Origin of the sequence: Comamonas sp. 17RB (genome assembly GCF_030056555.1) — a bacterium.
Taxonomy (GTDB): Bacteria; Pseudomonadota; Gammaproteobacteria; order Burkholderiales; family Burkholderiaceae_C; genus Comamonas; species Comamonas terrigena.
The window spans coordinates 274,635-297,815 of sequence record NZ_JASHHY010000006.1 but is presented as its reverse complement, the minus strand read 5'-3'; the positions used below and the strand labels follow the sequence as shown (position 1 = coordinate 297,815).

Genomic DNA, 23,181 nt, shown 5'->3' with positions numbered 1-23,181 from the left:
TTGAGGTATTTGCATGTCTTTGCGCACCACCCTGTTCATCTCCACCCTGGGCGCCGCAGCCCTGCTGGCCGGCTGTGCCACCAATGCCAGCCAGAGTCCTGAGCTGATCCGCTACAAGATCCCCAACTCCAGCTTCCCCATCTCCAACGCGGTGGAAGTGCCGCCCGGCGCCAGCACGATCTACCTGTCGGGCAAGGTGCCAGCCATGCAGGACAAGAGCAAGGCCGCCAACGACCCGGCAGCCTACGGCGGTGACACCGAAGGCCAGACCGTCAACGTGCTCAAGAGCATTGACGCCCAGCTCAAGTCCATGGGCTTGACCATGTCCGATGTGATCAAGATGCAGGTCTTCCTGGTCAAGGATCCGGCCAAGGGCAACAAGATGGACTTTGCCGGCTTCATGAAGGGCTACACCCAGTTCTTCGGCACCGCCGAACAACCCCATCTGCCATCGCGCTCGGCATTCGAGATTGCGGCCCTGGCCAACCCCGCCTACCTGGTGGAAATCGAAGTGGTGGCCGTGCGCGGCGCCAAGTCGGTCACCAGGTAAGCCGCCCCTGCAGCCATTCTTTGCGGTGGCTGCTCCCGATCCGGGTGGAGCCCCCCTCCGCCCGCCCTCTGTTCCGGCCACGGCGGTACGCCGCCAGGCCCCATATCCGCTTACACCATGAAGACCCTTCTTCGCACCCTGTGCGCCATTGCATCCTGCACCACGGCCTTTGTCGCTGCGCCCGCGCTGGCAGCCGACTGCAGCGCCACAGTGGAAAGCAACGACGCCATGCAGTTCAACGTCAAGACGCTGTCCGTGCCCGCCGCCTGCAAGACCTTCTCGGTCACGCTCAAGCACGTGGGCAAGCTGCCCAAGACGGCCATGGGCCACAACCTCGTGCTGACCGTGCCGGGCGATGTGGCAGCCGTCGCCACCGACGGGATTGGCGCCGGCGTGGCCAATGACTACGTGAAGCCACAGGACACGCGCGTCATCGCCCACAGCAAGCTGATCGGCGGCGGTGAAAGCACCCAGGTGGACATTCCGGTAGCCAAGCTCAAAGCCGGCACCGACTACACCTACTTCTGCTCCTTCCCCGGCCACAACAGCATCATGAAGGGCACGCTCAAGCTGGGCATCTGAGCGGCCTGCGGCCCCTCTCCGGTGGCCGCCGCTGGCACAGCAGCCCCTGCCGCCATGCGGTGGCAGTCCAGCGCCTACACTGCGGGGCTGTGCAGGCCTGGGGCCTGCCCGTTCGCGTTCTGCCGCCATGCCTGTGCCCGATGTCCTGCCCCTGTTGCCCACCGACCTGCCGCTGAATGACCAGCCACCGCATGCGGCGGCCGGTCCCGAATTGCTGCACCTCCTCCACCAGGATGACGACATGGTGGTGGTCTACAAACCCGCAGGCTGGCTGGTGCACCGCACCGCGCTGGCGCGCCATGAGACACGCTTTGTGCTGCAGCACCTGCGCGACCAGATTGGCCGCCATGTCTGGCCCGTGCACCGGCTGGACCAGGGCACCTGTGGCGTGCTGGTGTTTGGCCTACACAAGGAAGCCACGCAGAAGCTGACGGCGGCGTTTGCCGAACACCGCGCCCACAAGCACTATCTGGCACTGGCACGCGGCTGGGTCCCGGGCCACATCGATGTGGACCATGCGCTGCACCCCGACGATGCCCCACCCGACGCTCCCGCCCAGCCGGCGCAGACGCTGCTGCGCGGCCTGGCGCGGCTGGACTGGCCCGAGTCCTATGACCCGCGCCACGCCAGCACCCGTTTTTCGCTGGTGGAAGCCTTTCCCCGCACCGGTCGCCGCCACCAGATCCGCCGCCACCTGAAACACACGGCCCACCCCATTCTGGGCGATGCCACGCACGGCAAGGGCCCGCTGAACCGCTGGTGGGCCGAGCGCATCGGTCTGCAGCGCCTGTGGCTGCACGGTCACGCACTGGAGCTGCCCCACCCCGCGACCGGCGAGCGCATGCGCTTTTGCGCCGACTGGCGCCAGCTGGGCCATGTGCCCGAGGTGCAGCAGTGGCAGCGCCTGATGGCCTTGCCGGGCTGGCAGAGCGGACCGAACCCGCTGCCTCCCAGCTGCGGCATGGCGCTATAGACCGCCCCCCTCCAAAAGCAACGCGCTCCGAGACGATGTCGTTGGTGGCGCGGCCTACTGCACAGCGGCGCGCTGCACAATGCGCCGGGCCGCCGGCTGGCTGCCCGCGTTCTGCCAGGTCCCGTAGTGCACCCCCCAGCCACTGCCGATGGCGCCGCTGCGCGTCGCCAGAAAGGCATCACCGACCTCGGCCGGGCTGTGGCGCAGCAGCTCGGCGCCCTGCAGCACACGGGCAATGGCCTCGGTCATGGGGCGGGCCAGGTACTCGTCTTCCAGACCGTCGCGCACCAGCCGGTGGGTCTGGGCCACCAGCGCATCAAACCGTGCATGCTGGCCGGCCAGGGGCGCCAGCTCGGCGAACAGCGCATCCACACAGCCGGCATCGCGCTGCAGGGCACGGCGCACGTCCATGCACATCATGTTGGCCGTGCCTTCCCAGACGCTGTTCAGCGGCGCCTCGCGGTACAGGCGGGCCATGGGGTTTTCTTCGATGAAACCGTTGCCGCCGTGGCATTGCAACGCTTCATAGGCGATCGATGGCGCACGTGAGCAGTTGAAGAATTTGGCGGCCGGCGTGGCCACCCGGGCCAGCAGGCGCTCGTGTTCGCTGGTCTGCATCCCGTCGGTGGCGCGGGCCACGCGCAGGGCCATCAGCGTGGCGGCCTCCACCTCCACCGCCATATCGGCCAGCACCTGCACCATCATCGGCCGCTCGGCAATGCGGCTGCCGAAGGCGTTGCGTGTGCCGGTGTGGCGCAGCGCCAACGTCAGGCTCTGGCGCATCAGGCCGGCCGAGCCCACGGCAAAGTCCAGCCGCGTCAGGTGGGCGTGCGAGAGGATTTCGCGGATGCCATGTCCCTCTTCCCCCACGCGGATGGCCAGCGTGCCCTGGTATTCGACCTCGCTGGAGGCGTTGGAGCGGTTGCCCGCCTTGTCCTTGAGGCGCTGCACCGCAAAACGGTTGTGGCTGCCGTCCGGCAGGGTGCGCGGCAGAAAGAAGCAGGTGACACCGCCATCCACCTTGGCCAGGGTGAAGAAGCCATCCGACTGCGGCACCGAGCAAAACCATTTGTGCCCCGTCAGCTGGTACCAGTGCGCGGCGGCGCCATGGTAGTCGTGCGTGCCGGCAAAGGTGGCCGTGGTCTGCGTCTCCCGCAGGTCCGATCCGCCCTGCTTTTCGGTCATGGCATAGCCAATCACCACGCTGGGCTTGTCGGCCACTTCGCGACGGCTGAATTCATAGCTGGTGCCGCGCGCCTTTTCGGCCCAGATGGCCAGGGCCGGTTCGGCCTCAAAGCCCGGCAGACAAGCATAGGCCATGCCCGTGGGGCAGGCGGTGCCCTGCTCCACCTGGTTCCACAGATAGGACAGCACGGCACGCGCCAGGTGGCCGTTGGATTCATTGGTGCGCCAGCTGAGGTTGGGCACCTCGTGCTGCCAGGCCAGTGCCATCAGCTGGTGCCAGGCGGGATGGAATTCCACCCAGTCCACCCGGTTGCCAAACCGGTCGTGGGTCTGCAGCTCGGGCAGGTGGCGGTTGGCCAGACGGGCCAGCTCCTGCACGGCCTCATCCCCCGCGACCGCACCCAGCGCGGCGCAGCGTGCAGCGGCCCAGGGTGCATCGCGCGCAATGGCGGCGCTGAGCACGGCGTCCCCGGTGAAGGCGTTGAAGCCGCTGGCCGGCTGGGCCTGGTTGCGCACCTCGTGCGTGGGGGCAAAGCCGCTGGAGGGAGACAGATGGGTTCGGGTCAGCATGGGCACTCCTGGGTTTGAGGGGGAAGACAACACAACATCCCGGCCGCCGCATCCACACGGCCGACGGCTAGGCGCGGGGGATCGCTGGGCTGCCCACACTGGCACAGGCCAGGTGGGCCATCTGTTCGGCCAGCGCCTCCACATCGCGCTGGCAGGCCTGGGGGTCGGGGTGGGAATGCAGGGGCTGCTTCAGCGGCGAAAGCGGGCCGATCAACCCTTCCATGAAACCGCCAACAATGAAGCAGGCCGCCGTGTCCGCCAGCATGTCGGCACGCATCTGGCCACTGGCCTGGCCCTGGGCGATCAGCCCGCTGATGACGGCGCTGATGGCGGCGCGGTACTGCAGGCGCACTTCGTCGATGGCCTTGTCACAGGGCTCGGCAATCAGCGCATAGGCCAGGCGCGGGTTACGCATGGCACGGCGCACAAACACCGCCACGGCGGCATGCAACCGGCTGTGGGCATCGCCGCCGGTGGCCGCAATGCCTTCGAGCACGTCCGCCTCGCGCTGCGAGACGGCAGACAGCACCTCGGCAAACAGCTCGGCCTTGGAGGCGAAATAGCGGTACACCGTCCCGGTGGCCAGACCCGCCGTGGCGGCCACGCTGGCCACTTGGGCCTCGGCCCAGCCGCCTTCACTGACCAGGGCGCGGGCGGCCGCCAGGATGCGGCTGCGGTTGTCGTGCAAGCGGGCTTCGACGGCAGGGGTGTGGCGGTAGACCATAAAGAAATGAATATGGATTCACGAATAAAGTGAATCTATGTTCATTTGTTGAGAAAGCGGCCTGTAGTTTACCCGGTGCCCACCTGAATGCAGTGCGAAAGGCTCTGCGTGCACGCCACGGACCTCTCCCGGGCAAGGCCCCATCCACAGATGGCGAACGGCAGTACCGCCCACTGGCAACCCGCACACCGGGCACGGGATGCGGCAGCCCCATCAAAAAACGCCGCAAAAGCGGCGTTGGAGCGGTGCACCTTGGCAGGCAAGGTACGGTGCGGCAGACAGTGCGCTCAATCCGCCTTGGGCGGACGGATCCACTTGCCGTCCTCGTCAAACTCCATCAGCGGTGCCTTGACAAAGGGGTAGTCGGCTTCGGCATCGCTTTGGAAGGTCCCGGACAGCAGTTCCACCAGCCGCTCGTTGCCCATCTTGAAGCCGCAGGCCTGTGCATGGCCACCGCCACCCATGGCTTCTGCCAGGGGAATGCAGTTGAACTCGGAGCGCGAACGCAGGCCCACTTTGACGCCCTTGGTGCTGGCATGCCACATGAAGGCAAAGCTGCCGCTTTGGCGGGACAGCAGATCTCCCACCTGGCTGTGGAACATGCCGTTGCAGTTGACCATCAGGCCCTGCTGGCCGTTGAAGACCAGGGGCTGGGCACTGTCGGCAATGTCGGCACAGAGCTTCTGGTACTTCTCGTCCATGGCGCCGCCGCGGGCCATGAAGACGACTTCCTCTTCGGGGGTGAAGGCGGCAATCTCGGCCCAGCGTGCAATGGAGCGCGGCTCCATTTCCAGCGCAGCCAGGAAGGCCGGGCTTTCCGGAAACTCCCACTTCCAGATATCGCGGTCTTCCACATAGCGGATCAGGCCGGGCACCGGCTTGTCGGGGTGAAAGAACTCCCAGGCCAGGCGCGCACCGGACTTGTTCATGTCGAAGTGCACCACACCGCAGCGGCACTGGTAGCCCGTCAGCTTCTCGGCCGCGCTCTTGTGGTGGTCCAGCACCACCAGCTTGGACACGCGCGCTTCGATGGCAGCCAGCAGCTCGGGCTCGAAGGCAAAGTCCAGCACGTAGACCGCGCGACCATCCAGATCGCCCAGGTCATCGGCGGTCTGGATCTCGCCATGGTCCAGGCCCCGGTACTCGGCGCTGTCGCCGTAGTACAGCCAGGCGGCCAGCGAGGCGCCAAAGCCGTCCGGGCAGCGGCGGCCGTGGTAGAGGATCAGGGGGCGCGGGTCGTCGTGCGACGGCCCCACCAGCAGTTGCAGGGGGAGGATGGTTCGGCTCATTGCCACCGATTGTCGCTGCTCTGCCCACGCCCGTGCGTTGCGCCGTTACACCACCCCTGGCAGCACTGGGACAGCCAGGCTGCAGCCCCCATGCCCGCACACGCTGGGCAGCGATGCAGTACCCGCCGGACTGAACTCCCGCAGGCCGTCGTTCCGCGCATGCCGTCGGCCGGCCGTGGGCATGCCGTCCACGTCCACAGCCCCGCACGCCATGGCAGGCTGGCGGTGCCAACGTCAGCCAGTGCCTGCCCACCGCGGATCGCCACCGCACCGCGGCAGGCACGGGACTACCGGAGCAGCGCGCGCGCGGCAGCCGAGCCAGCACCTCCCCAAGAGGAATGCACGCCGTGGCGTGACTGCGGCAGGACTGCGCCATGGCGCCACCGGTTACCCCGCCACAAAATATTCCAATTCAGAATTAAAAACATCCCTCTACTGCGCCCCAGCACCCGGCTCCGGATATGCAACTTGCGACTGAACTTATTCATTCCATCGCCAAAACACTATCAATTCAGGAGCTACAGATCCAATCAAATAGCTATTTACACTCATCTTTCATATGCATTCACAGCGGCACTACCTGCGACCCCGGAATGCGGTTTCCCCTATGCCCATATATTCCTTTTGACGATAATGTGGACAACACCTCTTCCCCCCGTGCCGGGCGCCTGCCGCGCGCCGGTACCGATAGCAAGATGACAACCGCATCCGACATCACCCCCTACCTGGGCCAACTGGTCAGCTTCCGACGTGACCTGCACGCCAACCCGGAACTGAAATACGAAGAACACCGCACGGCCGACAAAGTGGCTGCCTACCTGAGCGCCCTGGGTCTGACCGTGCACCGCGGCCTGGGCCAGACCGGCGTGGTGACCAGCATCTACGGCAAGGGCCGCAGCAAAGAGAACCCCGGCCGCCAGGTGGGCATCCGTGCCGACATGGATGCCCTGCCCGTGGCCGAAACCACCGGTGCACCCTATGCCAGCTGCATCCCCGGCAAGATGCACGCCTGCGGCCACGACGGCCACACCACCATGCTGCTGGGCGCCGCCACGCTGCTGGCACAGAACCCCGACTTTGACGGTACCGTGCACCTGATCTTCCAGCCCGGCGAAGAAGGTGGCGCGGGCGCCAAGGCCATGATGGACGATGGCCTGTTCACCCTCTTCCCCTGCGATGCCGTGTTTGCATTGCACAACTGGCCGTCGCTCCCCCAGGGTCAGATGGCCGTGCGTGTGGGCCCCATCATGGCGTCCACCATGCGTTTCGAGATCCGCGTCAAGGGCAAGGGCGGCCACGCCGCCATGCCGCACAAGACGCTGGACCCGATCCCTGTCGCCTGCACCATCGTCGGCCAGCTGCAGACCCTGGTGTCGCGCGGCGTGGACCCCATCGACAGCGCAGTGCTGACCATCGGCAAGATCGACGGCGGCACGGTCGAGAACATCATCCCGGATGAATGCTGCATCTACGGCACGGTGCGTACGCTGAGCAAAGAGACGCAGGACTACATGACCGAGGGCCTCAAGCGCATCTCCCAACATGTGGCCGAAGCCCATCTGTGTGAAGCCACCTACATCCACAAGCCCGGCTACCCCAACACCACCAACAGCGAGCGCGAAGCCCGCTTTATGGGTGAGGTGATGCAGGAGATGGTGGGCAACGCCAACGCCTTCCCCGACATCGCTCCCGCCATGACGGCCGAGGATTTCGGCTTCATGCTGGAAGAAATCCCTGGTGCCTATGGTTGGATCGGCAACGGCAAGGGTGGCCTGCCCGGCGTGGGGCTGCACAATCCAGGCTATGACTTCAACGACGACAACATCGAACTCGGCGCCCGTTTCTGGGACCGACTCGCTCGCCGCTGGTTCACCCAGCCCCGCGACTGAACGGGCCGGCCCCTCGCGGCGCAAGCTGCTGGCAGCCGCCCTGGGCGGCATGGCCGTCGGCAGCGGGCTGCCGGCCTGGGCTGCGCAGTCCGGCTGGCCCCGCCACCCGGTGCGCGTGATCGTGCCCTACCCGGCCGGCGGTGTGAACGACGTGATCGCCCGCCAGTTCGGCGAGCGCATGGCGGCCACGCTGGGCCAGTCCTTCGTTGTTGAAAACCGCGGCGGCGCGGGCGGCACCATCGGCATCGCCGAAATGGCCCGCAGCGCCGGCGACGGCTACACCTTTGCCTTCGGCGCCATCAGCCCGCTGACGCTGAACCCGCACATCATGAAAGTGGGCTATGACCCGCTGCGCGACATCGCGCCCGTGGCCTCGGTCATGTACGCCCCGGTCTATGTGCTGGCCACCACGGCCTTCAAGGGCAATGACTTTGCGGCCGTGCTGGACGCCGCCAAACACCACCCCAAGGGCGTGAGCGTGGCCACATCCGGCTACGGCACGCTGGCCCACATCATGGTGGAGCAGCTGCGCCGCAAATCCGGCGCCAACCTGGTGCATGTGCCCTACAAGGGCGGCTCCCAGCTGATCACCGATGCCGCCGGTGCCCAGTTCGACCTGCTGCTGGCCAACCCCTACGCCCCCATCAACGCCCTGATTGCCGAAGGCAAGCTGCGCGTGCTGGCCGTGACGGGTCCGCGCCGCATGCCGGCGCTGGCGCAGATCCCCACCTTGGGCGAGCTGGGTTTCACCGCCGCCAACCTGACTTCCACCTTTGGCTTCTATGCCCCGGCCAGCACCCCCGCAGACATTCAGCAGCGCTTCCACGCCGAAGTGAACCGCCTGCTGCAATCTGCCGAAATGCAGGAGCGCCTGCGTAAGCTGGACAACATGGCCTACCCCATGAGCCAGCAGGCCTTTGCCACCCTGGTGCGGCAGGACTATGTGGCCAATGCCAAGGTGATCAGCGAAGCCGGCATCCAGGCCCAGTAAGCCACCCGAGGGCGGCGGAGCCACTGCCAACGGCCTGCCACCCTCTGCCTGCGTGCCTGCGTGCCTGCGGCAGGCCAGGCCTTGCCGCAGGACCGGGGCGATCAGGCCTCCGTGCCGGTATCGGTGACCGGCGGCTGCAGCTGCTGCACATAGCGCGCTACCCAGGCCTGCCAGGGGATGGGCTGGTCGTACAGAAAGCCCTGGCACAGGATCTTCGGCTCCCAGGCATGCAGCAGTGCGGCCTGGGCCGGGGTCTCCACCCCTTCAGCCACCACCCGCAGGCCAAAGCGGTGGGCCACCCACAAAATGGCCTCCACCAGCGCTTCGGTCTGCTGACTCTTGTTCATGTCCCGCACAAAGCTCTGGTCGATCTTGAGCTCCTGGATCGGCAGGCGCTTCAGATAGGCCATGGACGAATATCCGGTGCCAAAATCATCCAGCGCAAACTGGATGCCCATTTCGCGCAACTGCAGCATCCGGTGCGCAGCCTCATCAAAATCCCCCAGCACCAGACCTTCCGTCACCTCCAGCGTCAGCCGGGAAGGATCGGCCTCCGTGAACGCCAGCAGCGCCTGCAGCTTGGCCACGAAATCGGTCTGCAGAAACTGCCGGGCACTGACATTCACCGACAGCTGCAGCCGCCGCTCGACCAGCTCCGGCCGCACCAGCAGGCGGCAGGTCTGCTCCAGCATCCAGTCCCCCAGCAACACGATCAGGTCGGACTCTTCGGCCACGGGGATGAAGGCCCCCGGGCTGAGCAGGCCCCGCTCCGGGTTCTCCCAGCGCACCAGCGCCTCGACCCCCATCGCCACCCCTTCCGCGTTGTACTGGCCTTGCAGGAACAGGCGCAGCTCGCCCTCGCCGACGGCACGGCGCAGGCCTTTTTCGATGCGGTAACGGCGGCTGGCGTTCTCGGCCATCACCTCCTGGAAGATCACCGCATGCCCCGGCCCGCGGCTCTTGGCCTCATGCAGCGCGGTGTTGGCACGGCGCAGGGCTTCAATCTCGGAATCGTTGGCCAGCTCCGGAAAGACGCACATGCCGATGCAGCAGGTCACACGCACGCCATCGTGCACGCCGTCCAGCCACAGCGGGTCGGCCGACAGCGCCTCCAGCAGCCGCTGCGCGAAAGCCTTGGTCAGCAGTTCCGCATTGCTGACATCGACGGCCAGATTCTCCAGCACGATGGCAAACTCATCGCCCGAATTGCGCACCAGCAGCCCGCTCGAGGGCACGAGCCCGCTGAGACAGACGGCCACGGCGCGCAGCAACTGGTCCCCTTGCACCGATCCATGCACATCGTTGAAGTTGGTGAAACGGTCCACGTCCAGCACCAGCAGACCGTGGCGCGGGCAGGGGCTGATCTCGCAGCGAAGGCCCTTGCTCTGCTCCTTGAGCTCCATCAGCCGCTTGAGAAAGGCAAAGCGGTTGGGCAGACCGGTGATGCGGTCGTAGTGCGACAGCTGGTGGATGGTGGCCTCGGCCTTGATGCGGTCGGTGATGTCCTGTTTGAGTTCCACATAATGGGTCGGCACACCGAACTCATCGTGCAATGGCGCCACGCGCACATCCTCCACCACCAGCCGGCCATCCTTGCGGCGGTTGCGCAAATCCCCCTGCCATGTCTGCCCCTTGGCTAGCAGCTCCTGCACCTCCTGGCGCTGTGCGTCATCCATGCCCGTGATGGACACTTCACGCGTGGGGCGTCCCAGCACCTCCGGCAACGCATAGCCGGAACGCTGCAGGAACGCCTGGTTGGCGTACACCACATGCGTTTGCATATCGGTGATCACAATGCTGGCCGGGCATTGCTCCACCGCCAGGGACAGCTTGCGCAGCTCGTGCTCGCTGGCACGCAGCTGTTCCTGCGCCGCTTCCGCAATGGCCGCCCGGCTCATGAAATGCTGACGCGCCAGCAAGGTGGCAACCACTGTCAGCACCAGCATGCCGCAGGTGTAGATCACGGAGGTCCAGGTCATGACCAGCCCCCCCATCACGCCCCACAACTGCGCCAGCTTGAACGCCATGGTCGCGCCCAGCGAAGCCGCCAGCAGCCACAGCGCTGGCTGCTGTCCCAGCACCCAGCCACAGAACAGCAAGATGATGGGAAGACCCAGCTGGTTGTGGCTGCGTGCCCCTCCTGTGGCCAGGGCCGCCAGCACGATCACCCCCCACAGACCCCAGACCAGCACATAGGTGGCACCAATCCAGCGCCCCTTGCGCTCCAGCGCCCAGGCGGCCATGCCGATGGAGCAGGCGATGGCATTGGCCAGCAAGCGCCACGGCCAGTCAGGCGCACCTTCCAGCCAGTAGGCCGCCGCCAGCACGACCGATTGCAGCGCCACAAAGATGCCCCCCAATCGCACCAGACTGCGACTGAAGGTCTCATCCTGCGGAGAAAGCGAACGCTGCAGCGCTTGCATGAAAGCCCGTCATGAAGGTGATGGTTGGCGCATGATAGCGTCAGCACTCACTCATGGTGACAAGCTTCGGGGGCATTGTCCATGCCGGCAATGCCCCCGCCGCCGTGTCAGCGCCGTGCCGCCTTGCGCTGCTTTTTCTTGGCTTCGGCCAGGGCCTGGCGCTGCTGCTCGGCGGCTTCGCCTGCGGCCACCCATTGCGCGAACTCGGCCGGGGTTTCCAGCGTGATGCGACCCAGAATGTGGGTGCGGAAATCGGTGATCACCAGCTCGGCCGCTTTCTGCGTATTCACGCGCCCGCCGCTCATCACGGCGCCGCGCTTGCGGGCTATGGCTTCCAGCAGTTCGTCGTCGTGGGCGGCCGCAATCTTCTCAGCGCCCCAGCCCAGCTTGTAGCGGTCTTCCAGGTTCTGCGCATAGTGCTTTTGCAGGTACAGCAGCAGCTCCAGCGCCACCAGCTCTTCGTCGTAGGCATTGCGCCCCACCGAACCGGCAGCCGCCAGATTGAAGCCGCTTTGCTCGACGATGATGCGCGGCCACAGCATGCCGGGTGTGTCCCACAGATAGAAGTCATCGTCCAGCACAATGCGCTGCTCGTCCTTGGTCACACCAGCTTCGTCGGCGGCCTTGGCCTGGCGCTTGTTGCTCATGGAATTGATCAGCGTGGACTTGCCCACATTGGGCACGCCGCAGATCAGCACGCGCAGCGGCTTGGCCAGACCACCCCGGTTGGGCGCCAGTTCGCGGCAGGCCTGCGCCAGGCGGCGGGCGGGCGCGGCCTCCTCCGCATCCATGGGGATGGCGCGGGTCTCGGGCTGGGCGTTGTACCACTCCAGCCAGGCCTGGGTTTGCACCGGATCGGCCACATCCTGCTTGTTGAGCAGCTTGACGCGGGGCTTGTGGCCCGTCAGCTCCTGCAGCAGCGGGTTGAAGCTGGAGCCTGGCAGACGCGCATCCAGCACTTCGATCACCACATCGATTTCTTTGATGCGCTCGGCAATCAGCTTGCGCGTCAGGTTCATGTGACCGGGAAACCACTGGATGGCCATGGAGTGTCTTTCTACGGGAATGTCAGGTGTCTTCGGGGGCGCAAGGATAATCGCAACCCTGTTCTCCCGTCATCTACTGCGCCATGGCCTTCTTCTCTCCCTCCCGCAAACCCACTGCCAATGACACCCTGGTCAAAGGGGTGATCCTGGCCCTGATCGGACTGGTGCTGCTGATCGCACCCCATTTCATGGGCGCCACACCGCTGCGCGATATGTTTGCCCAGGCCCGGGTGGTGGGCTGGTTCGCCCTGGCACTGGGCCTGGCCTTCATCGGCAAGGAAGGTCTGCACCGCCTGCGCCAGCGGCGCGGCTGACGGAGTCGGCCTTCGGGCCATAGACCCTGCCGGAGTGCGTCCGGCGCCGCCTCTGTAGCGCCTGCCCCTGGCTTCCCCCCGGATACCGCCCCAGACACCGCACCTGGGCGGTGCCCCCGCCCACTGCGTGCTCAGGACGCCAGCAACACCGGCTGCTGCGCAGCAGCCACGGCAGCCCGGGGCAAGGCACGCGGCTCCAGGCGGAACACCCCCACTTCGCGCACCAGCTGTCCCACTTCCTGCTGCATGGTATCGGTGGCCTGGCTGCAGGCCTGCACCATGGCCGCGTTCTGGCGCGTCATGCCGTCCAGTTCCAGCACCGCGCTGTGGATGTGGGCAATGCCATCGCGCTGGGCGGTGGAGGCCTGGGCCATCTCGGCAATCAGCTGCCCGACCTGGGCCACATCGCCCACAATGCCTTGCATGCGGCCGCCAGCCTGGCGTGCCAGCAGCACCCCGCCATCCACCTGGCGCAGCGAATCGCCGATCAGCGCCTTGATCTGCTTGGCCGCTTCGGCGCTGCGCTGGGCCAGCGCACGCACCTCGGTGGCCACCACCGCAAACCCCCGGCCCTGGCTGCCTGCACGTGCCGCTTCCACCGCGGCATTGAGCGCCAGGATATTGGTCTGGAAAGCGATGCCATCGATCACGCCGGTGATGGCCGCAATCTCACGGCTGCGCTCGGCAATGCCCTGCATGCTGTCCACCACATCGCGCACCGCATCTCCCCCCTGGCGGGCCGAGGCCGCAGCGGCGGCGGCCAGGCGGTCGGCCTGCAAGGCGGTTTCAGCGGTCTGCATCAGGGTCAGCGTGACTTCCTCGATGCGCTCCACACTGCGGTGCAGGTGGTCGGCCGTCTGGGCCGTGCGCTCGGCCAGCTCCCCATTGCCGGCGGCAATCTGGCCCGAAGCCTCGGTCACCGCCTCCACTCCGTCGTGCACCTGTGCCACCACCGTCTGCAACTGGCGGGCCATGCGGCCCAGATCCTGCAGCAGCACCCCGACTTCGTCGGTGCGCTGGCTGTCCACGCGCACACGCAAGTCCCCCTGTGCAATGGTGCGGGCCACAGCCACTGCTTCGTGCAGCGGACGGGTCAGCGAGCGCACCAGTGCCCCCGAGACCAGCACACCCAGCACCAGCAGGCTGCCGTAGATGGCCACGGCCCACCACAGCGCTGCCTGGCGCTGGCGGGCGCCGGCTTCCAGCACCTCGCTTCGGTGGGTTTCCTGCAGGGCGATCAGGCGCTCGAACACCGCGACCTGCGCCTTGGCGGCCGGCAACAAGGCCTGGTCCACCAGCTTCTGCACTTCCCAGGCCTGCCCCAGATCGCGCGCCTTGAACGCCGCTTCATAGTGCTTCAGCAACTGGGCCTGCCCGGCCTGGGCTTCGTCCATCAGGGCGCGGTCGTCGCCATCGCTGATCCGCTGGGCCATGGCTTCGCGCGCCTGCTCGGCGGCCTTCCACAAGGTGCGGGCCTTGTCGTTGGCACTGGCGATCAGCGCTTCTTCGGCGGACTGCACCCCGGCCAGCGCCACTTCCAGTGCCTGGTTGGTCAGGGCCTGCCAGCGCACGGCCCAGAGCATGCGCTGCTCGCTGTGGGCCGTAGCCTGAGCCACTTCCTGGTTCACGCGCTGCAATTGCCACAGCAGGGCCACGGCAACCAGTGCGCTGGACAGCAGCAGTCCCAGGAACACCATGCCGATCTTGCGGGCGACCGACAGGTTCTGGAGGTGCGCCCACACGGAGCGGCGGGGCGGATGCAAACGCAATGTGGCAGTGGACATGGCTGGCGGGTGTCACCCTGTGCCGCCCACCGGGGCAGCTTCTGTCCGGCAATGTAGTGACAGCGTGTTACAAACGCATGTCACATGCCCGCGATGCTGTCATCGCAGATTCATGCACCCAGCTTAGGCCGTCCACGCCCGTGCCAAGCACAGGCTGCAGCCACGCCAGACTCAGCCCAGTTGCTGGGGCGCCATGTAGTTCTGGCGCCAGTCCTCGAAACTGCCCACGCTGGCGGCCTCGATGGCCTGCTGGGCCTGCACCGATTCGGCCGCCCAGGCCGCAAACTGCTCCTCATCCGCCGCACTCCAGGGGCGGTGCAACAACTGGTCGCGCGCCCATTGGGAGCGGGCCAGGCCAAAGGCGTTGAAGTTGTTGCCGTAGTGCTGGGCCATGTCGACCAGCACGCGGGCCGACGGCGTGAGGCTGCTGTCCTGCACACGGGCCAGTGCCAGCTCCAGGGCCTCGGTGTAATCCTGCGTGCCGTGCACCTGGTCCAGCGCCTGCGCAATGGGCCGGCAGGCCTGCAGCACCTCATCGGCCCAGGCGGTCATCTCCACCTCCCGGCCGGCGCGCACCAGGTGCAGGCCGGGCTCACGGCCGCGCTCGGCGGTCAGGTGCTGGTTGTGCTTGAGCTCCGCAATCTCCTGCGGCGAATCTGGCGGGCTGTCGCTGAGCAGGCAGTGCAGCAGGAACACGTCCAGCATCCGCATGGTGCTGGCACGGATGCCCACATCCTCGTAGGGATCGATGTCCATCAAGCGCACTTCCACATACTCCACGCCGCGCTCGCGCAGCGCATGCAGCGGGCGCTCTCCGCTCTTCACGGTGCGCTTGGGACGGATGGTGCCGTAGAACTCGTTCTCGATCTGCAGCAGGCTGGTGCCCAGCTGGTTGTAGTCGCCGCCCGGGTTGCGCACGCCCACCAGTTGGTAGGCGGGGTAAGGCCGGGTCAGCGCGTCGTACAGCGAATTGGCATAGCCTTCCAAGCCGTTGTAGCTGACGCTGATGCTGGACTGGGCATCGCTCTGGTAGCCCAGGCGCCCCATGCGCAGCGAGGTGGCATAAGGCAGGTAGAACGCCCTGCCCTCGCTGCCCATGGGCTGCAGCTGGTGCGAACGGCCTTCGACAAAGCAGGGAGACAGCGCCGGCGATGCACCGTAGAGGTACAGCAGCACAAAGGCGTGGCGGCGGAAATTGCGGATCAGCGCAAAGTATTCGTCACTGGACACCCCCGGCAACGACCAGTTGTAGTGGATACCCGAAATGGTCTGCATGCGGCGGCCATAGCGGTGGCCCAGGCCCATGCGGTAGACGCTTTTGGAGCGCCCGACATGCGAGCTGCCATAGCGCCCCAGCGGAATGGTTTCATCGATGGGCAGCCCGCTGGGCATGCTGGAGGCCCACATCAGCTCGCCGTCACACTGGGCATCCAGCGTGCGGTGCACAAACTGGTGCACGCGCTGCAACTCCTGCACACATTCGTCCACACCCAGACGGGCGCCGGTGATCAGCTCCAACTGCGATTCGCTGAAGTCCGTGGTGATGTGGGGGTGGGTCAGTGCCGAACCCAGCGCGGCGGGGTGCGGCGTCAGCGCCAGCCCCCCGTTCGACAGCGCACGCAAGCCTTCTTTCTCAATGCCACGGCGGATTCCTGCCAGGCGTTGGGCATCAGGGAGCGAAGAGAAGGCTGCGGTATGGTTCATGCTGGCTGGTGTCGGTGCACAGTACTGCGGGGCCCGAACTTAGCATGCCGGGCCATGGGCCGCCGATGATAGGCAAATGTAACCAGTGGCGTGTCCCCCCCGGTTTTAACCACACCCGGACTGTGTCGGTCCGGGCCGCCGCCGCAGCCCCGCCCGGCTTGTGCTTAGGCCAGCGCCCGGGCCTGCAAGGCCTTGCCCACCTCCAGGCGGCTTTGCGCCTGGCCGCTTTGCGGCACCTGCTCCTGCGTGCGGTCCAGCACCTGGGGCAATGCCTCGGCCAGTTGCTCGGGCACGGTCTCACCCTCGCCCAGGTGCACGCCCTGGGTCAAGGTGATGTGGGCCGCCTCGAACGACCCCGCACCTGCGCACAGAATGGTGCGCGTGGGCGCCGATGCGTGCGCCAGCACCAGCATGGCCGGCACCACCGATTCGGGCGTCAGCGCCTGCAGCGCCTCTTCCCCCAGCAGGCCTTGGGTCATGCGCGTGGCCGCCGTGGGCGCCAGCGCGTTGACGTGGATGCCGTATTTGGCGCCTTCGATGGCCAGGGTCTGCATCAGTCCCACCTGGGCCAGCTTGGCCGCACCGTAGTTGCTCTGACCAAAGTTGCCATACAGCCCGGAGGACGAGGTCGTCATCACGATGCGGCCATAGTTCTGTGCCTGCATCTGGGCCCACACGGCCTTGCAGCAGTTGGCGGCGCCCATCAGATGGACTTCGATCACCAGGCGGAAATCGCTCATGTCCATCTTGGCAAAGCTCTTGTCGCGCAGGATGCCGGCGTTGTTGACCAGAATGTCCACCCGCCCCCAGGCATCCACGGCCTGCTGCACCATGGCCTGCACGGCATCGAAATCGGTCACCGATGCGCCATTGGCCAGTGCTTCGCCACCGGCGGCAACGATTTCATTGACCACGGCCTGGGCCGCGCCGACCGAACCACCGCTGCCGTCCAGCGCGCCGCCCAGGTCGTTGACCAGCACCTTGGCACCGCGGCGTGCCAGTGCCAGCGCGTGCTGACGGCCCAGGCCGCCCCCGGCGCCGGTCACGATGGCCACACGGCCCTGAAAGTCCAGTTCATCTGCTTGCATGGTGTTTGTCTCCTGTTGGATCTGCGTGCTTTTTGCCACCCGCTGCGGGCGTCTACGCCGCGCACTCTACGCGGCGGCGGGCAGCGCCGCAGTAGCCCAAGCGACTGTGCACCCCCGCACACAGCCACCGCAGACACCCGCGCCGATTTATCCCCATCTCCGCGGCAAAGGCCTGCGGATAAGCATGGGACACTGTTACAACAAAATTCCAAGCCGTTGATTTTGAACGATTTTATTTTTATGCCTGTTTTTTAGGCAGCGCACTGTCTGACAAAGTTGTCACCAACCGCGTTGGAAAACTGTGTGGACAACTTTCGCAAGCGCGGATTCCTGGACGCTAAGTGCTTGATTTTTCACACTTCCATTTGCTGCGCCCATTTTTTAGGCATGCACGGGTTAACACCAAGTCAAATCCCGCCCGCTGCCCGCCGAATCCAGGCTCGGCCACAATGCAGGGTTTGCGCCATGGAGCGCTCCTTTTTTTGCTGCCCATGTCTTCCGAATTCGCTCCGCCCTTTTTCATCGCCCGCCTCAGCCCCAGCGACCAGCAGTGCGATGCCTGGGCCGACCAGTCCCTGCTCGACTCCATGGAGCAAGGCGGGCTGGATTGGCCCAGCTCCTGCCGCAACGGTACCTGCCGCACCTGCATCGGCCAGCTGGTGTCCGGCAGCGTGCATTACGCCGTGGAATGGCCCGGCCTGAGCGCCGAGGAAAAAGCCGAAGGCTGCGTGCTGCCCTGCGTGGCCATTCCGGATGGCGATGTGGTGCTGCAGGACCCCTCCCGCTAAACCTTCTGCGGCGCACAGCTGCTGCGCTGCACTAGAATGGCGGGATTCCGAGGCGGGCACCATCCGGCGCCCTCTCTCGTACGGTAGTGGCCGTGCGCATAGCGTTCTTTGGGGGTGTCCTTGGGCACCATGTGTCAGTGCCCTGGACGCCATACGCCTTCTGTTGCCACAGCACCAGGCCCCAAGGAAACAGCTCTCATGAATACCCCCCTGAACCCCGTCGCCATCTCGCCGGTGGAAGAGATCGTTGCCGACATGCGCGCAGGCCGCATGGTCATCCTGGTGGATGAGGAAGACCGCGAAAACGAAGGCGACCTGGTGCTGGTCTCCGACCACGTCACCCCCGAAGCCATCAACTTCATGGCCCGGTTCGGCCGGGGCCTGATCTGCCTGACGCTCACCCGCGAACGCTGCGAATACCTGAAGCTGCCGCCCATGGCTGCACGCAATGGCACCGTCTACAGCACCGCCTTCACCGTCTCCATTGAAGCCGCCGAAGGCGTGACCACCGGCATTTCCGCCGCCGACCGCGCCCGCACCGTGCAGGCGGCCGTGGCCAAGGACGCAGTGCCCACCGACCTGGTGCAACCGGGCCACATCTTCCCGCTGCAGGCCGTGGACGGCGGCGTGCTGATCCGCGCCGGCCACACGGAAGCCGGTTGCGACCTGGCCGGCCTGGCCGGCTGCACCCCCTCGGCCGTGATCTGCGAGATCATGAAGGACGACGGCACCATGGCCCGCCTGCCCGATCTGCAGCTGTTTGCCGCGGAACACGGTCTGAAGATCGGCACCATTGCCGACCTGATCCAGTACCGCAGCCGCACCGAATCGCTGCTGGAAAAAGTGGGCAGCCGTGCCATCCAGACGCCCTATGGCGAATTCACCTGCCACGCCTTCCGCGACAAACCCAGCCACGCCGTGCACCTGGCCCTGGTCAAGGGCAGCTGGAGCGAAACCGACGAAGTTCCCGTGCGTGTGCACGAGCCGCTGTCCGTGCTGGATGCGCTGGAAGTCAACCGCTCCATGCACTCCTGGGGTCTGGACACCAGCCTGCAGTACCTGGACCGCCAAGGCCAGGGCGTGGCCGTGCTGCTGAACTGCGGCGAAAGTGCTGCCCAGCTGCTGGAGCAGTTCGACGGCAAGGCCCGCTCGGCCCAGGCGCCCGAACGCGGCCGCATGGACCTGCGCACCTACGGCGTGGGCGCACAGATCCTGCGCGAATGCGGCGTGCACAAAATGAAGCTGCTGGGCCAGCCCCGCCGCATGCCCAGCATGGCCGGCTACGGCCTGGAAATCACCGGTTACATCACCAAGGAATAAAGCGACATGCTGCACGCTGAAAAAGGCAACGCCTCCGCACTGAACGGCCAAGGTCTGCGCATTGGCATCGTCCAGGCCCGCTGGAACGAAAGCATCACCAACACCCTGGCCCAGGCCTGCACCCAGACCTTGCTGGAAGCCGGTGTGGCCGCCGACGCCATTGACCACGTGCTGGTGCCCGGCGCACTGGAAGTGCCCGTGGCGCTGCAGGCCCTGGCCGAGCGCGGCGGCTATGACGCCCTGGTGGCCCTGGGCTGCATCATCCGCGGCGAGACCTACCACTTTGAACTGGTGGCCAATGAATCCGGCGCCGGCGTGACCCGCCTAAGCCTGGACTACCGTCTTCCGATCGCCAACGCGATCATCACCACCGAGAACCTGGAGCAGGCCATCGCCCGCCAGACCGAAAAAGGCGCCGATGCCGCCCGCGTGGCCATCGAAATGGCCTGTCTGCTCCGCACCCTGAAATAAGCCATGAGCGACGACACCCAATCCACATCGGCCAAAAGCCGTCCCCCCCGCCAGCCCCGCAAGGGCGTGACCAGCACCGGTGTGCGCAAGGCGGCCTCCAAGTCCACCCGCAGCCGCTCGCGCGAGTTCGCGCTGCAGGCGCTGTACCAGCACATCGTGGGTGGCAACGACGCCACGTCCATCGATATGTTCACGCGCGACCTGGCGGGCTTTCACAAGTGCGACACGGCCCACTACGACGCACTGCTGCACGGCTGCATCGAAACCGCTGCGGACCTGGATGCGCTGATCGCCCCCAAGCTGGACCGCCGCATGGAAGAGCTCTCGCCCATCGAGCATGCCTGCATGTGGATTGGCGTCTATGAATTCCTGCACTGCCCCGACGTGCCCTGGCGTGTGGTGCTCAACGAGAGCATCGAGCTGGCCAAGGAATTTGGCGGCACCGACGGCCACAAGTACGTGAACGGCGTTCTCCACGCCCTGGCCCCCACGCTACGCCCCACCGAAGTGGCCGCCGACAAGGGCCAGAACGGCGCCGGCAAGCCGGAGCAGGCCGCCAAGGCCGAACCCGCAGCCGACCAGCCCGCCCAGGACAGCCAGGCCTGATCTCCTGCCAGGCAGCCTTCCCACCGGAACGCTGCCTTTTTTCTTTTTTGTTCTGCGGCACCGCCGCCCCCTTGAAGAGCCCATGCAGTTTTCCACCCGCGCGCAACGCATTGAACCGTTTTACGTGATGGAGGTGGCCAAGGCCGCCCAGGCGCTGGCCCGTGAAGTGGCCCACACCGACCAGCCGGTGATCTTTCTGAACATTGGCGAACCCGATTTCACTGCACCCGCCCTGGTGCAGGAGGCCGCGGCCCGCGCCATCGGCAGCGGCGCCACGCAATACACCAACGCGCTGGGCCTGGAGCCGCTGCGCGAAGCCATCAGCGGCTGGTATACCAGCCGCTTCGGTGTGGACGTGCCCGCACGCCGCATCGTAGTCACCGCCGGCGCCAGCGCCGCGCTGCAGCTGGCCTGCCTGGCCCTGATCGAGGCCGGCGATGAAATCCTGATGCCGGACCCCAGCTACCCCTGCAACCGCCACTTCGTCAGCGCCGCAGAGGGTTCGGCCAAGCTGATTCCGTCGGGCGCAGCCGAACGTTTCCAGCTCAGCGCAGCCCAGGTGCAGGCCCACTGGGGCGACAAGACGCGCGGCGTGCTGCTGGCATCGCCCTCCAACCCCACGGGCACGTCCATTGACCCGGCCGAACTGCGCCGCATCCACGAGGTGGTCAAGTCCAAGGGCGGCATCACCATCGTCGACGAGATCTACCTGGGGCTGTCGTACGACGACGCCTTCGGCCAGACCGCCCTGGCCATGGACGACGACATCATCAGCATCAACAGCTTCAGCAAGTACTTCAACATGACGGGCTGGCGCCTGGGCTGGATGGTGGTGCCCGACGCCATGGTGCCGGTGGTGGAGCGCCTGGCCCAGAACCTGTTCATCTGCGCGTCCACCATCTCGCAGCATGCTGCCCTGGCTTGCTTTGCGCCCGAAAGCATTGCCGAGTTCGAGCGCCGCCGTGCCGAATTCAAGGCCCGCCGCGACTACTTCCTACCCCAGCTCAACCGCCTGGGCCTGTCCGTGCCGGTGATGCCCGACGGAGCGTTCTACGCCTGGGCTGACTGTTCCCAGGTGGCACCCAAGCTGGGCGTGGCGCCGAGCGCCAATTGCAGCTGGGACTTTGCCCATGCGCTGCTGCAGCAAGCCCATATCGCGGCCACACCGGGCCGGGACTTCGGCACGGCCGACACCGCGCGCCACATCCGCTTTTCCACAGCCAATTCTATGGCCCAGCTGCAGGAAGCCGTGGCCCGCATGGAACGCCTGCTGGCCTGAGCTTCCCCATGACGGCCTTTCGCTTTCCCCTGCGCATCTACTGGGAAGACACCGATGCCCGCGGCACGGTCTACCCTTCCCGGATGCTGCATTTCTTCGAGCGCGGCCGCACCGAATGGTTGCGCGCGCTGGGTATCGAACAGCAAAAGCTGCGGGAACAAACCGGCGGCTTCTTTGTCGTAACCCATGCTGCGGTGGACTATGTCGCCCCGGCGCGGCTGGACGATCAGCTCTGGGTCACGGCCCGGCTGCAATCGGCGGGCCGCGCCTCCATCACCATTGCCCAACAGGCTTTGTTACAACACACCATGTCATCCGATGGCCCGCCTCAGCTGTTAAGTGAAGGCACCATCCGTATTGGCTGGGTGGATGCGGCCAGCATGCGCCCTGCCCGTATTCCTGCCAGCATCCTGGAACAACTCTCATGAACAACCAAGACATGTCCATCCTCCACCTGGTGCTGCAAGCCAGCTGGGTGGTCCAACTCGTCATGCTGATCCTGGTGGCCGCCTCGGTCGCCAGCTGGGCCATGATCTTCCGCAAGATGCAGACGCTCAACAAAGTGCGTGCGCAGAACGACAGCTTCGAGCAGGACTTCTGGTCCGGCACCAGCCTGAACGATCTCTACATCAGCGCCATGAAGAACGCCAAGACCGGCGGCCCCATGGAACGTGTCTTCGCCAGCGGCATGCGCGAATACCAGAAGCTGCGCGAACGCCGCATCACCAGCGCCGACACGCTGATGGACGGCACCCGCCGCGCCATGCGCGCCAGCTTCCAGCGGGAGATGGACGAGGTCGAATCCGGCCTGCCCTTCCTGGGTACCGTGGGCTCCGTGGCCCCCTACGTCGGTCTGTTCGGCACGGTCTGGGGCGTGATGCACGCCTTCACCGGTTTTGCCAACATGGAACAGATCACGCTGGCCACCGTGGCCCCCGGCATTGCCGAAGCCCTGGTCGCCACCGCCATGGGCCTGTTTGCCGCCATCCCGGCGGTGACCGCCTACAACCGCTACGCCCACAAGATTGACCGCGTTGCCAGCCAGCAGGAAACCTTCATCGAAGAGTTCTCCAACATCCTGCAGCGCAATGTGAGCGGCGTGGGCCAGAGCACGGCGTCGGGCCACTGATCGGAGCCGCCCCATGCCCTCAGTCAGCTCCCGCGGCAAAGGCCGCCGCACCGTCAACGAAATCAATATGGTGCCGTTCATCGACGTGATGCTGGTGCTGCTGATCATCTTCATGGTCACGGCCCCCATGCTCACGCCCGGTGCCATCAACGTGCCCAGCGCCGGTAAGTCCACCAAGCCACCGGTCCAGAACGTGGCCCATGTGCTGATCGACAAGGACGGCTCCGTGCGCCTGAAGACACCGAATGGTGAACAGACCGTGACGCTGCAGGAACTGGGCCTGGCGGCGGCCAGCTGGCAATCCGGCCAGCCCGAGGACAGCGCCGTCATGATCCAGGCAGACAAAGCCCTGCCCTACGAAACCGTGGTCAACGCCATGGGCGAACTCCAGAAAGCCGGCGTCAAGCGCGTGGCCCTGGGTGTCAAGTCCGCCGCCGGCAAGTGACCTCCGGGCCGGCGGCGGCTTTTCGCCCGCC

Annotated in this window: 22 protein-coding genes; 14 read left to right on the top strand and 8 right to left on the bottom strand. The window is 66.1% G+C overall.

Going from position 1 to position 23,181, the window contains the following annotated elements; all coding sequences use genetic code 11:
- The first annotated feature begins 13 nt into the window (after window positions 1-13).
- From QM470_RS12965 to QM470_RS12955, 3 genes are all read left to right on the top strand, one after another.
- Window positions 14-550, top strand: coding sequence for a RidA family protein (locus QM470_RS12965; protein WP_280025516.1), 537 nt, complete (start codon window positions 14-16; stop codon window positions 548-550).
- 117 nt (window positions 551-667) lie between these two features.
- Window positions 668-1,132 (top strand): azurin, encoded by a 465-nt coding sequence (azu, locus tag QM470_RS12960; RefSeq protein ID WP_283339547.1) that lies wholly within the window; start codon window positions 668-670, stop codon window positions 1,130-1,132.
- 241 nt (window positions 1,133-1,373) lie between these two features.
- Window positions 1,374-2,105 carry a pseudouridine synthase gene (locus tag QM470_RS12955; RefSeq protein WP_283339580.1) on the top strand — a complete coding sequence of 244 codons (732 nt, stop codon included), beginning with the start codon at window positions 1,374-1,376 and terminating at the stop codon, window positions 2,103-2,105.
- 54 nt (window positions 2,106-2,159) lie between these two features.
- On the opposite strand, the gene QM470_RS12950 is transcribed toward QM470_RS12955, so the two are convergent.
- The 3 genes from QM470_RS12950 to QM470_RS12940 all read right to left on the bottom strand — a co-directional run bounded on the left by QM470_RS12950 (window position 2,160) and on the right by QM470_RS12940 (window position 5,873).
- The gene (locus QM470_RS12950; protein WP_283339546.1) at window positions 2,160-3,860 is read right to left on the bottom strand and encodes an acyl-CoA dehydrogenase family protein; all 1,701 of its coding nucleotides are present in this window, start codon (window positions 3,858-3,860) and stop codon (window positions 2,160-2,162) included.
- Between the two features lie 67 nt (window positions 3,861-3,927).
- Window positions 3,928-4,584, bottom strand: a complete 657-nt coding sequence (locus QM470_RS12945; protein WP_283339545.1) for a TetR/AcrR family transcriptional regulator — start codon at window positions 4,582-4,584, stop codon at window positions 3,928-3,930.
- Window positions 4,585-4,871: 287 nt separating this feature from the next.
- A complete protein-coding gene (locus tag QM470_RS12940) occupies window positions 4,872-5,873 on the bottom strand; it encodes a DHH family phosphoesterase (RefSeq protein ID WP_066538993.1) in 1,002 nt (333 codons plus the stop codon).
- 695 nt (window positions 5,874-6,568) lie between these two features.
- Here QM470_RS12940 and QM470_RS12935 point away from each other — a divergent pair.
- The gene (locus QM470_RS12935) at window positions 6,569-7,762 is read left to right on the top strand and encodes a M20 aminoacylase family protein (RefSeq protein WP_283339544.1); all 1,194 of its coding nucleotides are present in this window, start codon (window positions 6,569-6,571) and stop codon (window positions 7,760-7,762) included.
- Between the two features lie 49 nt (window positions 7,763-7,811).
- Window positions 7,812-8,753, top strand: a complete 942-nt coding sequence (locus QM470_RS12930; protein WP_218334283.1) for a Bug family tripartite tricarboxylate transporter substrate binding protein — start codon at window positions 7,812-7,814, stop codon at window positions 8,751-8,753.
- 101 nt (window positions 8,754-8,854) lie between these two features.
- Here QM470_RS12930 and QM470_RS12925 read toward each other — a convergent pair whose 3' ends face one another.
- Window positions 8,855-11,176, bottom strand: a complete 2,322-nt coding sequence (locus tag QM470_RS12925; protein ID WP_283339543.1) for a putative bifunctional diguanylate cyclase/phosphodiesterase — start codon at window positions 11,174-11,176, stop codon at window positions 8,855-8,857.
- Window positions 11,177-11,283: 107 nt separating this feature from the next.
- Window positions 11,284-12,222 carry a ribosome biogenesis GTPase YlqF gene (gene ylqF / locus QM470_RS12920; RefSeq protein WP_283339542.1) on the bottom strand — a complete coding sequence of 313 codons (939 nt, stop codon included), beginning with the start codon at window positions 12,220-12,222 and terminating at the stop codon, window positions 11,284-11,286.
- 83 nt (window positions 12,223-12,305) lie between these two features.
- Between ylqF and QM470_RS12915 the strand changes: the two genes are divergently transcribed.
- A complete protein-coding gene (locus QM470_RS12915; protein WP_066539002.1) occupies window positions 12,306-12,536 on the top strand; it encodes a hypothetical protein in 231 nt (76 codons plus the stop codon).
- Between the two features lie 131 nt (window positions 12,537-12,667).
- Here QM470_RS12915 and QM470_RS12910 read toward each other — a convergent pair whose 3' ends face one another.
- The 3 genes from QM470_RS12910 to QM470_RS12900 form a co-directional block, all read right to left on the bottom strand.
- A complete protein-coding gene (locus QM470_RS12910; protein ID WP_279999084.1) occupies window positions 12,668-14,320 on the bottom strand; it encodes a methyl-accepting chemotaxis protein in 1,653 nt (550 codons plus the stop codon).
- Window positions 14,321-14,491: 171 nt separating this feature from the next.
- The gene (gene gshA / locus QM470_RS12905; RefSeq protein WP_283339541.1) at window positions 14,492-16,024 is read right to left on the bottom strand and encodes a glutamate--cysteine ligase; all 1,533 of its coding nucleotides are present in this window, start codon (window positions 16,022-16,024) and stop codon (window positions 14,492-14,494) included.
- A 164-nt stretch (window positions 16,025-16,188) separates the two neighbouring features.
- Window positions 16,189-17,112: an SDR family NAD(P)-dependent oxidoreductase gene (locus QM470_RS12900; protein ID WP_283339540.1), complete on the bottom strand. Its 924-nt coding sequence runs from the start codon at window positions 17,110-17,112 to the stop codon at window positions 16,189-16,191.
- 491 nt (window positions 17,113-17,603) lie between these two features.
- Here QM470_RS12900 and QM470_RS12895 point away from each other — a divergent pair, with 491 nt between their 5' ends.
- From QM470_RS12895 to QM470_RS12860, 8 genes are all read left to right on the top strand, one after another.
- Complete coding sequence (locus tag QM470_RS12895; RefSeq protein ID WP_066539487.1) at window positions 17,604-17,900, top strand: 2Fe-2S iron-sulfur cluster-binding protein; 297 nt, start codon at window positions 17,604-17,606, stop codon at window positions 17,898-17,900.
- 198 nt (window positions 17,901-18,098) lie between these two features.
- Entirely contained in the window at window positions 18,099-19,220 is a 1,122-nt protein-coding gene (ribBA, locus tag QM470_RS12890; RefSeq protein WP_283339539.1) for a bifunctional 3,4-dihydroxy-2-butanone-4-phosphate synthase/GTP cyclohydrolase II, read from the top strand.
- A gap of 6 nt (window positions 19,221-19,226) precedes the next feature.
- Window positions 19,227-19,691 carry a 6,7-dimethyl-8-ribityllumazine synthase gene (gene ribH / locus QM470_RS12885; RefSeq protein ID WP_218334277.1) on the top strand — a complete coding sequence of 155 codons (465 nt, stop codon included), beginning with the start codon at window positions 19,227-19,229 and terminating at the stop codon, window positions 19,689-19,691.
- A gap of 3 nt (window positions 19,692-19,694) precedes the next feature.
- Window positions 19,695-20,297, top strand: a complete 603-nt coding sequence (gene nusB, locus QM470_RS12880) for a transcription antitermination factor NusB (protein ID WP_280011824.1) — start codon at window positions 19,695-19,697, stop codon at window positions 20,295-20,297.
- 82 nt (window positions 20,298-20,379) lie between these two features.
- Complete coding sequence (locus QM470_RS12875) at window positions 20,380-21,576, top strand: pyridoxal phosphate-dependent aminotransferase (RefSeq protein ID WP_283339538.1); 1,197 nt, start codon at window positions 20,380-20,382, stop codon at window positions 21,574-21,576.
- Between the two features lie 8 nt (window positions 21,577-21,584).
- Window positions 21,585-22,004 carry a YbgC/FadM family acyl-CoA thioesterase gene (locus QM470_RS12870; RefSeq protein WP_283339537.1) on the top strand — a complete coding sequence of 140 codons (420 nt, stop codon included), beginning with the start codon at window positions 21,585-21,587 and terminating at the stop codon, window positions 22,002-22,004.
- A complete protein-coding gene (gene tolQ / locus QM470_RS12865) occupies window positions 22,001-22,705 on the top strand; it encodes a protein TolQ (RefSeq protein WP_272970305.1) in 705 nt (234 codons plus the stop codon). Before QM470_RS12870 ends, tolQ begins: the two co-directional genes overlap by 4 nt.
- Window positions 22,706-22,718: 13 nt before the next feature.
- A complete protein-coding gene (locus tag QM470_RS12860) occupies window positions 22,719-23,150 on the top strand; it encodes an ExbD/TolR family protein (RefSeq protein ID WP_272970306.1) in 432 nt (143 codons plus the stop codon).
- Window positions 23,151-23,181 lie beyond the last annotated feature (31 nt).

Coding starts and splice junctions, on each gene's coding strand:
- QM470_RS12870 (WP_283339537.1), top strand. CDS start 21,585: ATGACGGCCTTTCGCTTTCCCCTGCGCATCTACTGGGAAGACACCGAT.
- nusB (WP_280011824.1), top strand. CDS start 19,695: ATGAGCGACGACACCCAATCCACATCGGCCAAAAGCCGTCCCCCCCGC.
- ribH (WP_218334277.1), top strand. CDS start 19,227: ATGCTGCACGCTGAAAAAGGCAACGCCTCCGCACTGAACGGCCAAGGT.
- QM470_RS12900 (WP_283339540.1), bottom strand. CDS start 17,112: ATGCAAGCAGATGAACTGGACTTTCAGGGCCGTGTGGCCATCGTGACC.
- QM470_RS12860 (WP_272970306.1), top strand. CDS start 22,719: ATGCCCTCAGTCAGCTCCCGCGGCAAAGGCCGCCGCACCGTCAACGAA.
- azu (WP_283339547.1), top strand. CDS start 668: ATGAAGACCCTTCTTCGCACCCTGTGCGCCATTGCATCCTGCACCACG.
- QM470_RS12955 (WP_283339580.1), top strand. CDS start 1,374: ATGGTGGTGGTCTACAAACCCGCAGGCTGGCTGGTGCACCGCACCGCG.
- QM470_RS12895 (WP_066539487.1), top strand. CDS start 17,604: ATGTCTTCCGAATTCGCTCCGCCCTTTTTCATCGCCCGCCTCAGCCCC.
- tolQ (WP_272970305.1), top strand. CDS start 22,001: ATGAACAACCAAGACATGTCCATCCTCCACCTGGTGCTGCAAGCCAGC.
- QM470_RS12950 (WP_283339546.1), bottom strand. CDS start 3,860: ATGCTGACCCGAACCCATCTGTCTCCCTCCAGCGGCTTTGCCCCCACG.
- QM470_RS12910 (WP_279999084.1), bottom strand. CDS start 14,320: ATGTCCACTGCCACATTGCGTTTGCATCCGCCCCGCCGCTCCGTGTGG.
- ribBA (WP_283339539.1), top strand. CDS start 18,099: ATGAATACCCCCCTGAACCCCGTCGCCATCTCGCCGGTGGAAGAGATC.
- QM470_RS12915 (WP_066539002.1), top strand. CDS start 12,306: ATGGCCTTCTTCTCTCCCTCCCGCAAACCCACTGCCAATGACACCCTG.
- ylqF (WP_283339542.1), bottom strand. CDS start 12,222: ATGGCCATCCAGTGGTTTCCCGGTCACATGAACCTGACGCGCAAGCTG.
- QM470_RS12940 (WP_066538993.1), bottom strand. CDS start 5,873: ATGAGCCGAACCATCCTCCCCCTGCAACTGCTGGTGGGGCCGTCGCAC.
- gshA (WP_283339541.1), bottom strand. CDS start 16,024: ATGAACCATACCGCAGCCTTCTCTTCGCTCCCTGATGCCCAACGCCTG.
- QM470_RS12930 (WP_218334283.1), top strand. CDS start 7,812: ATGGCCGTCGGCAGCGGGCTGCCGGCCTGGGCTGCGCAGTCCGGCTGG.
- QM470_RS12875 (WP_283339538.1), top strand. CDS start 20,380: ATGCAGTTTTCCACCCGCGCGCAACGCATTGAACCGTTTTACGTGATG.
- QM470_RS12935 (WP_283339544.1), top strand. CDS start 6,569: ATGACAACCGCATCCGACATCACCCCCTACCTGGGCCAACTGGTCAGC.
- QM470_RS12965 (WP_280025516.1), top strand. CDS start 14: ATGTCTTTGCGCACCACCCTGTTCATCTCCACCCTGGGCGCCGCAGCC.
- QM470_RS12925 (WP_283339543.1), bottom strand. CDS start 11,176: ATGCAAGCGCTGCAGCGTTCGCTTTCTCCGCAGGATGAGACCTTCAGT.
- QM470_RS12945 (WP_283339545.1), bottom strand. CDS start 4,584: ATGGTCTACCGCCACACCCCTGCCGTCGAAGCCCGCTTGCACGACAAC.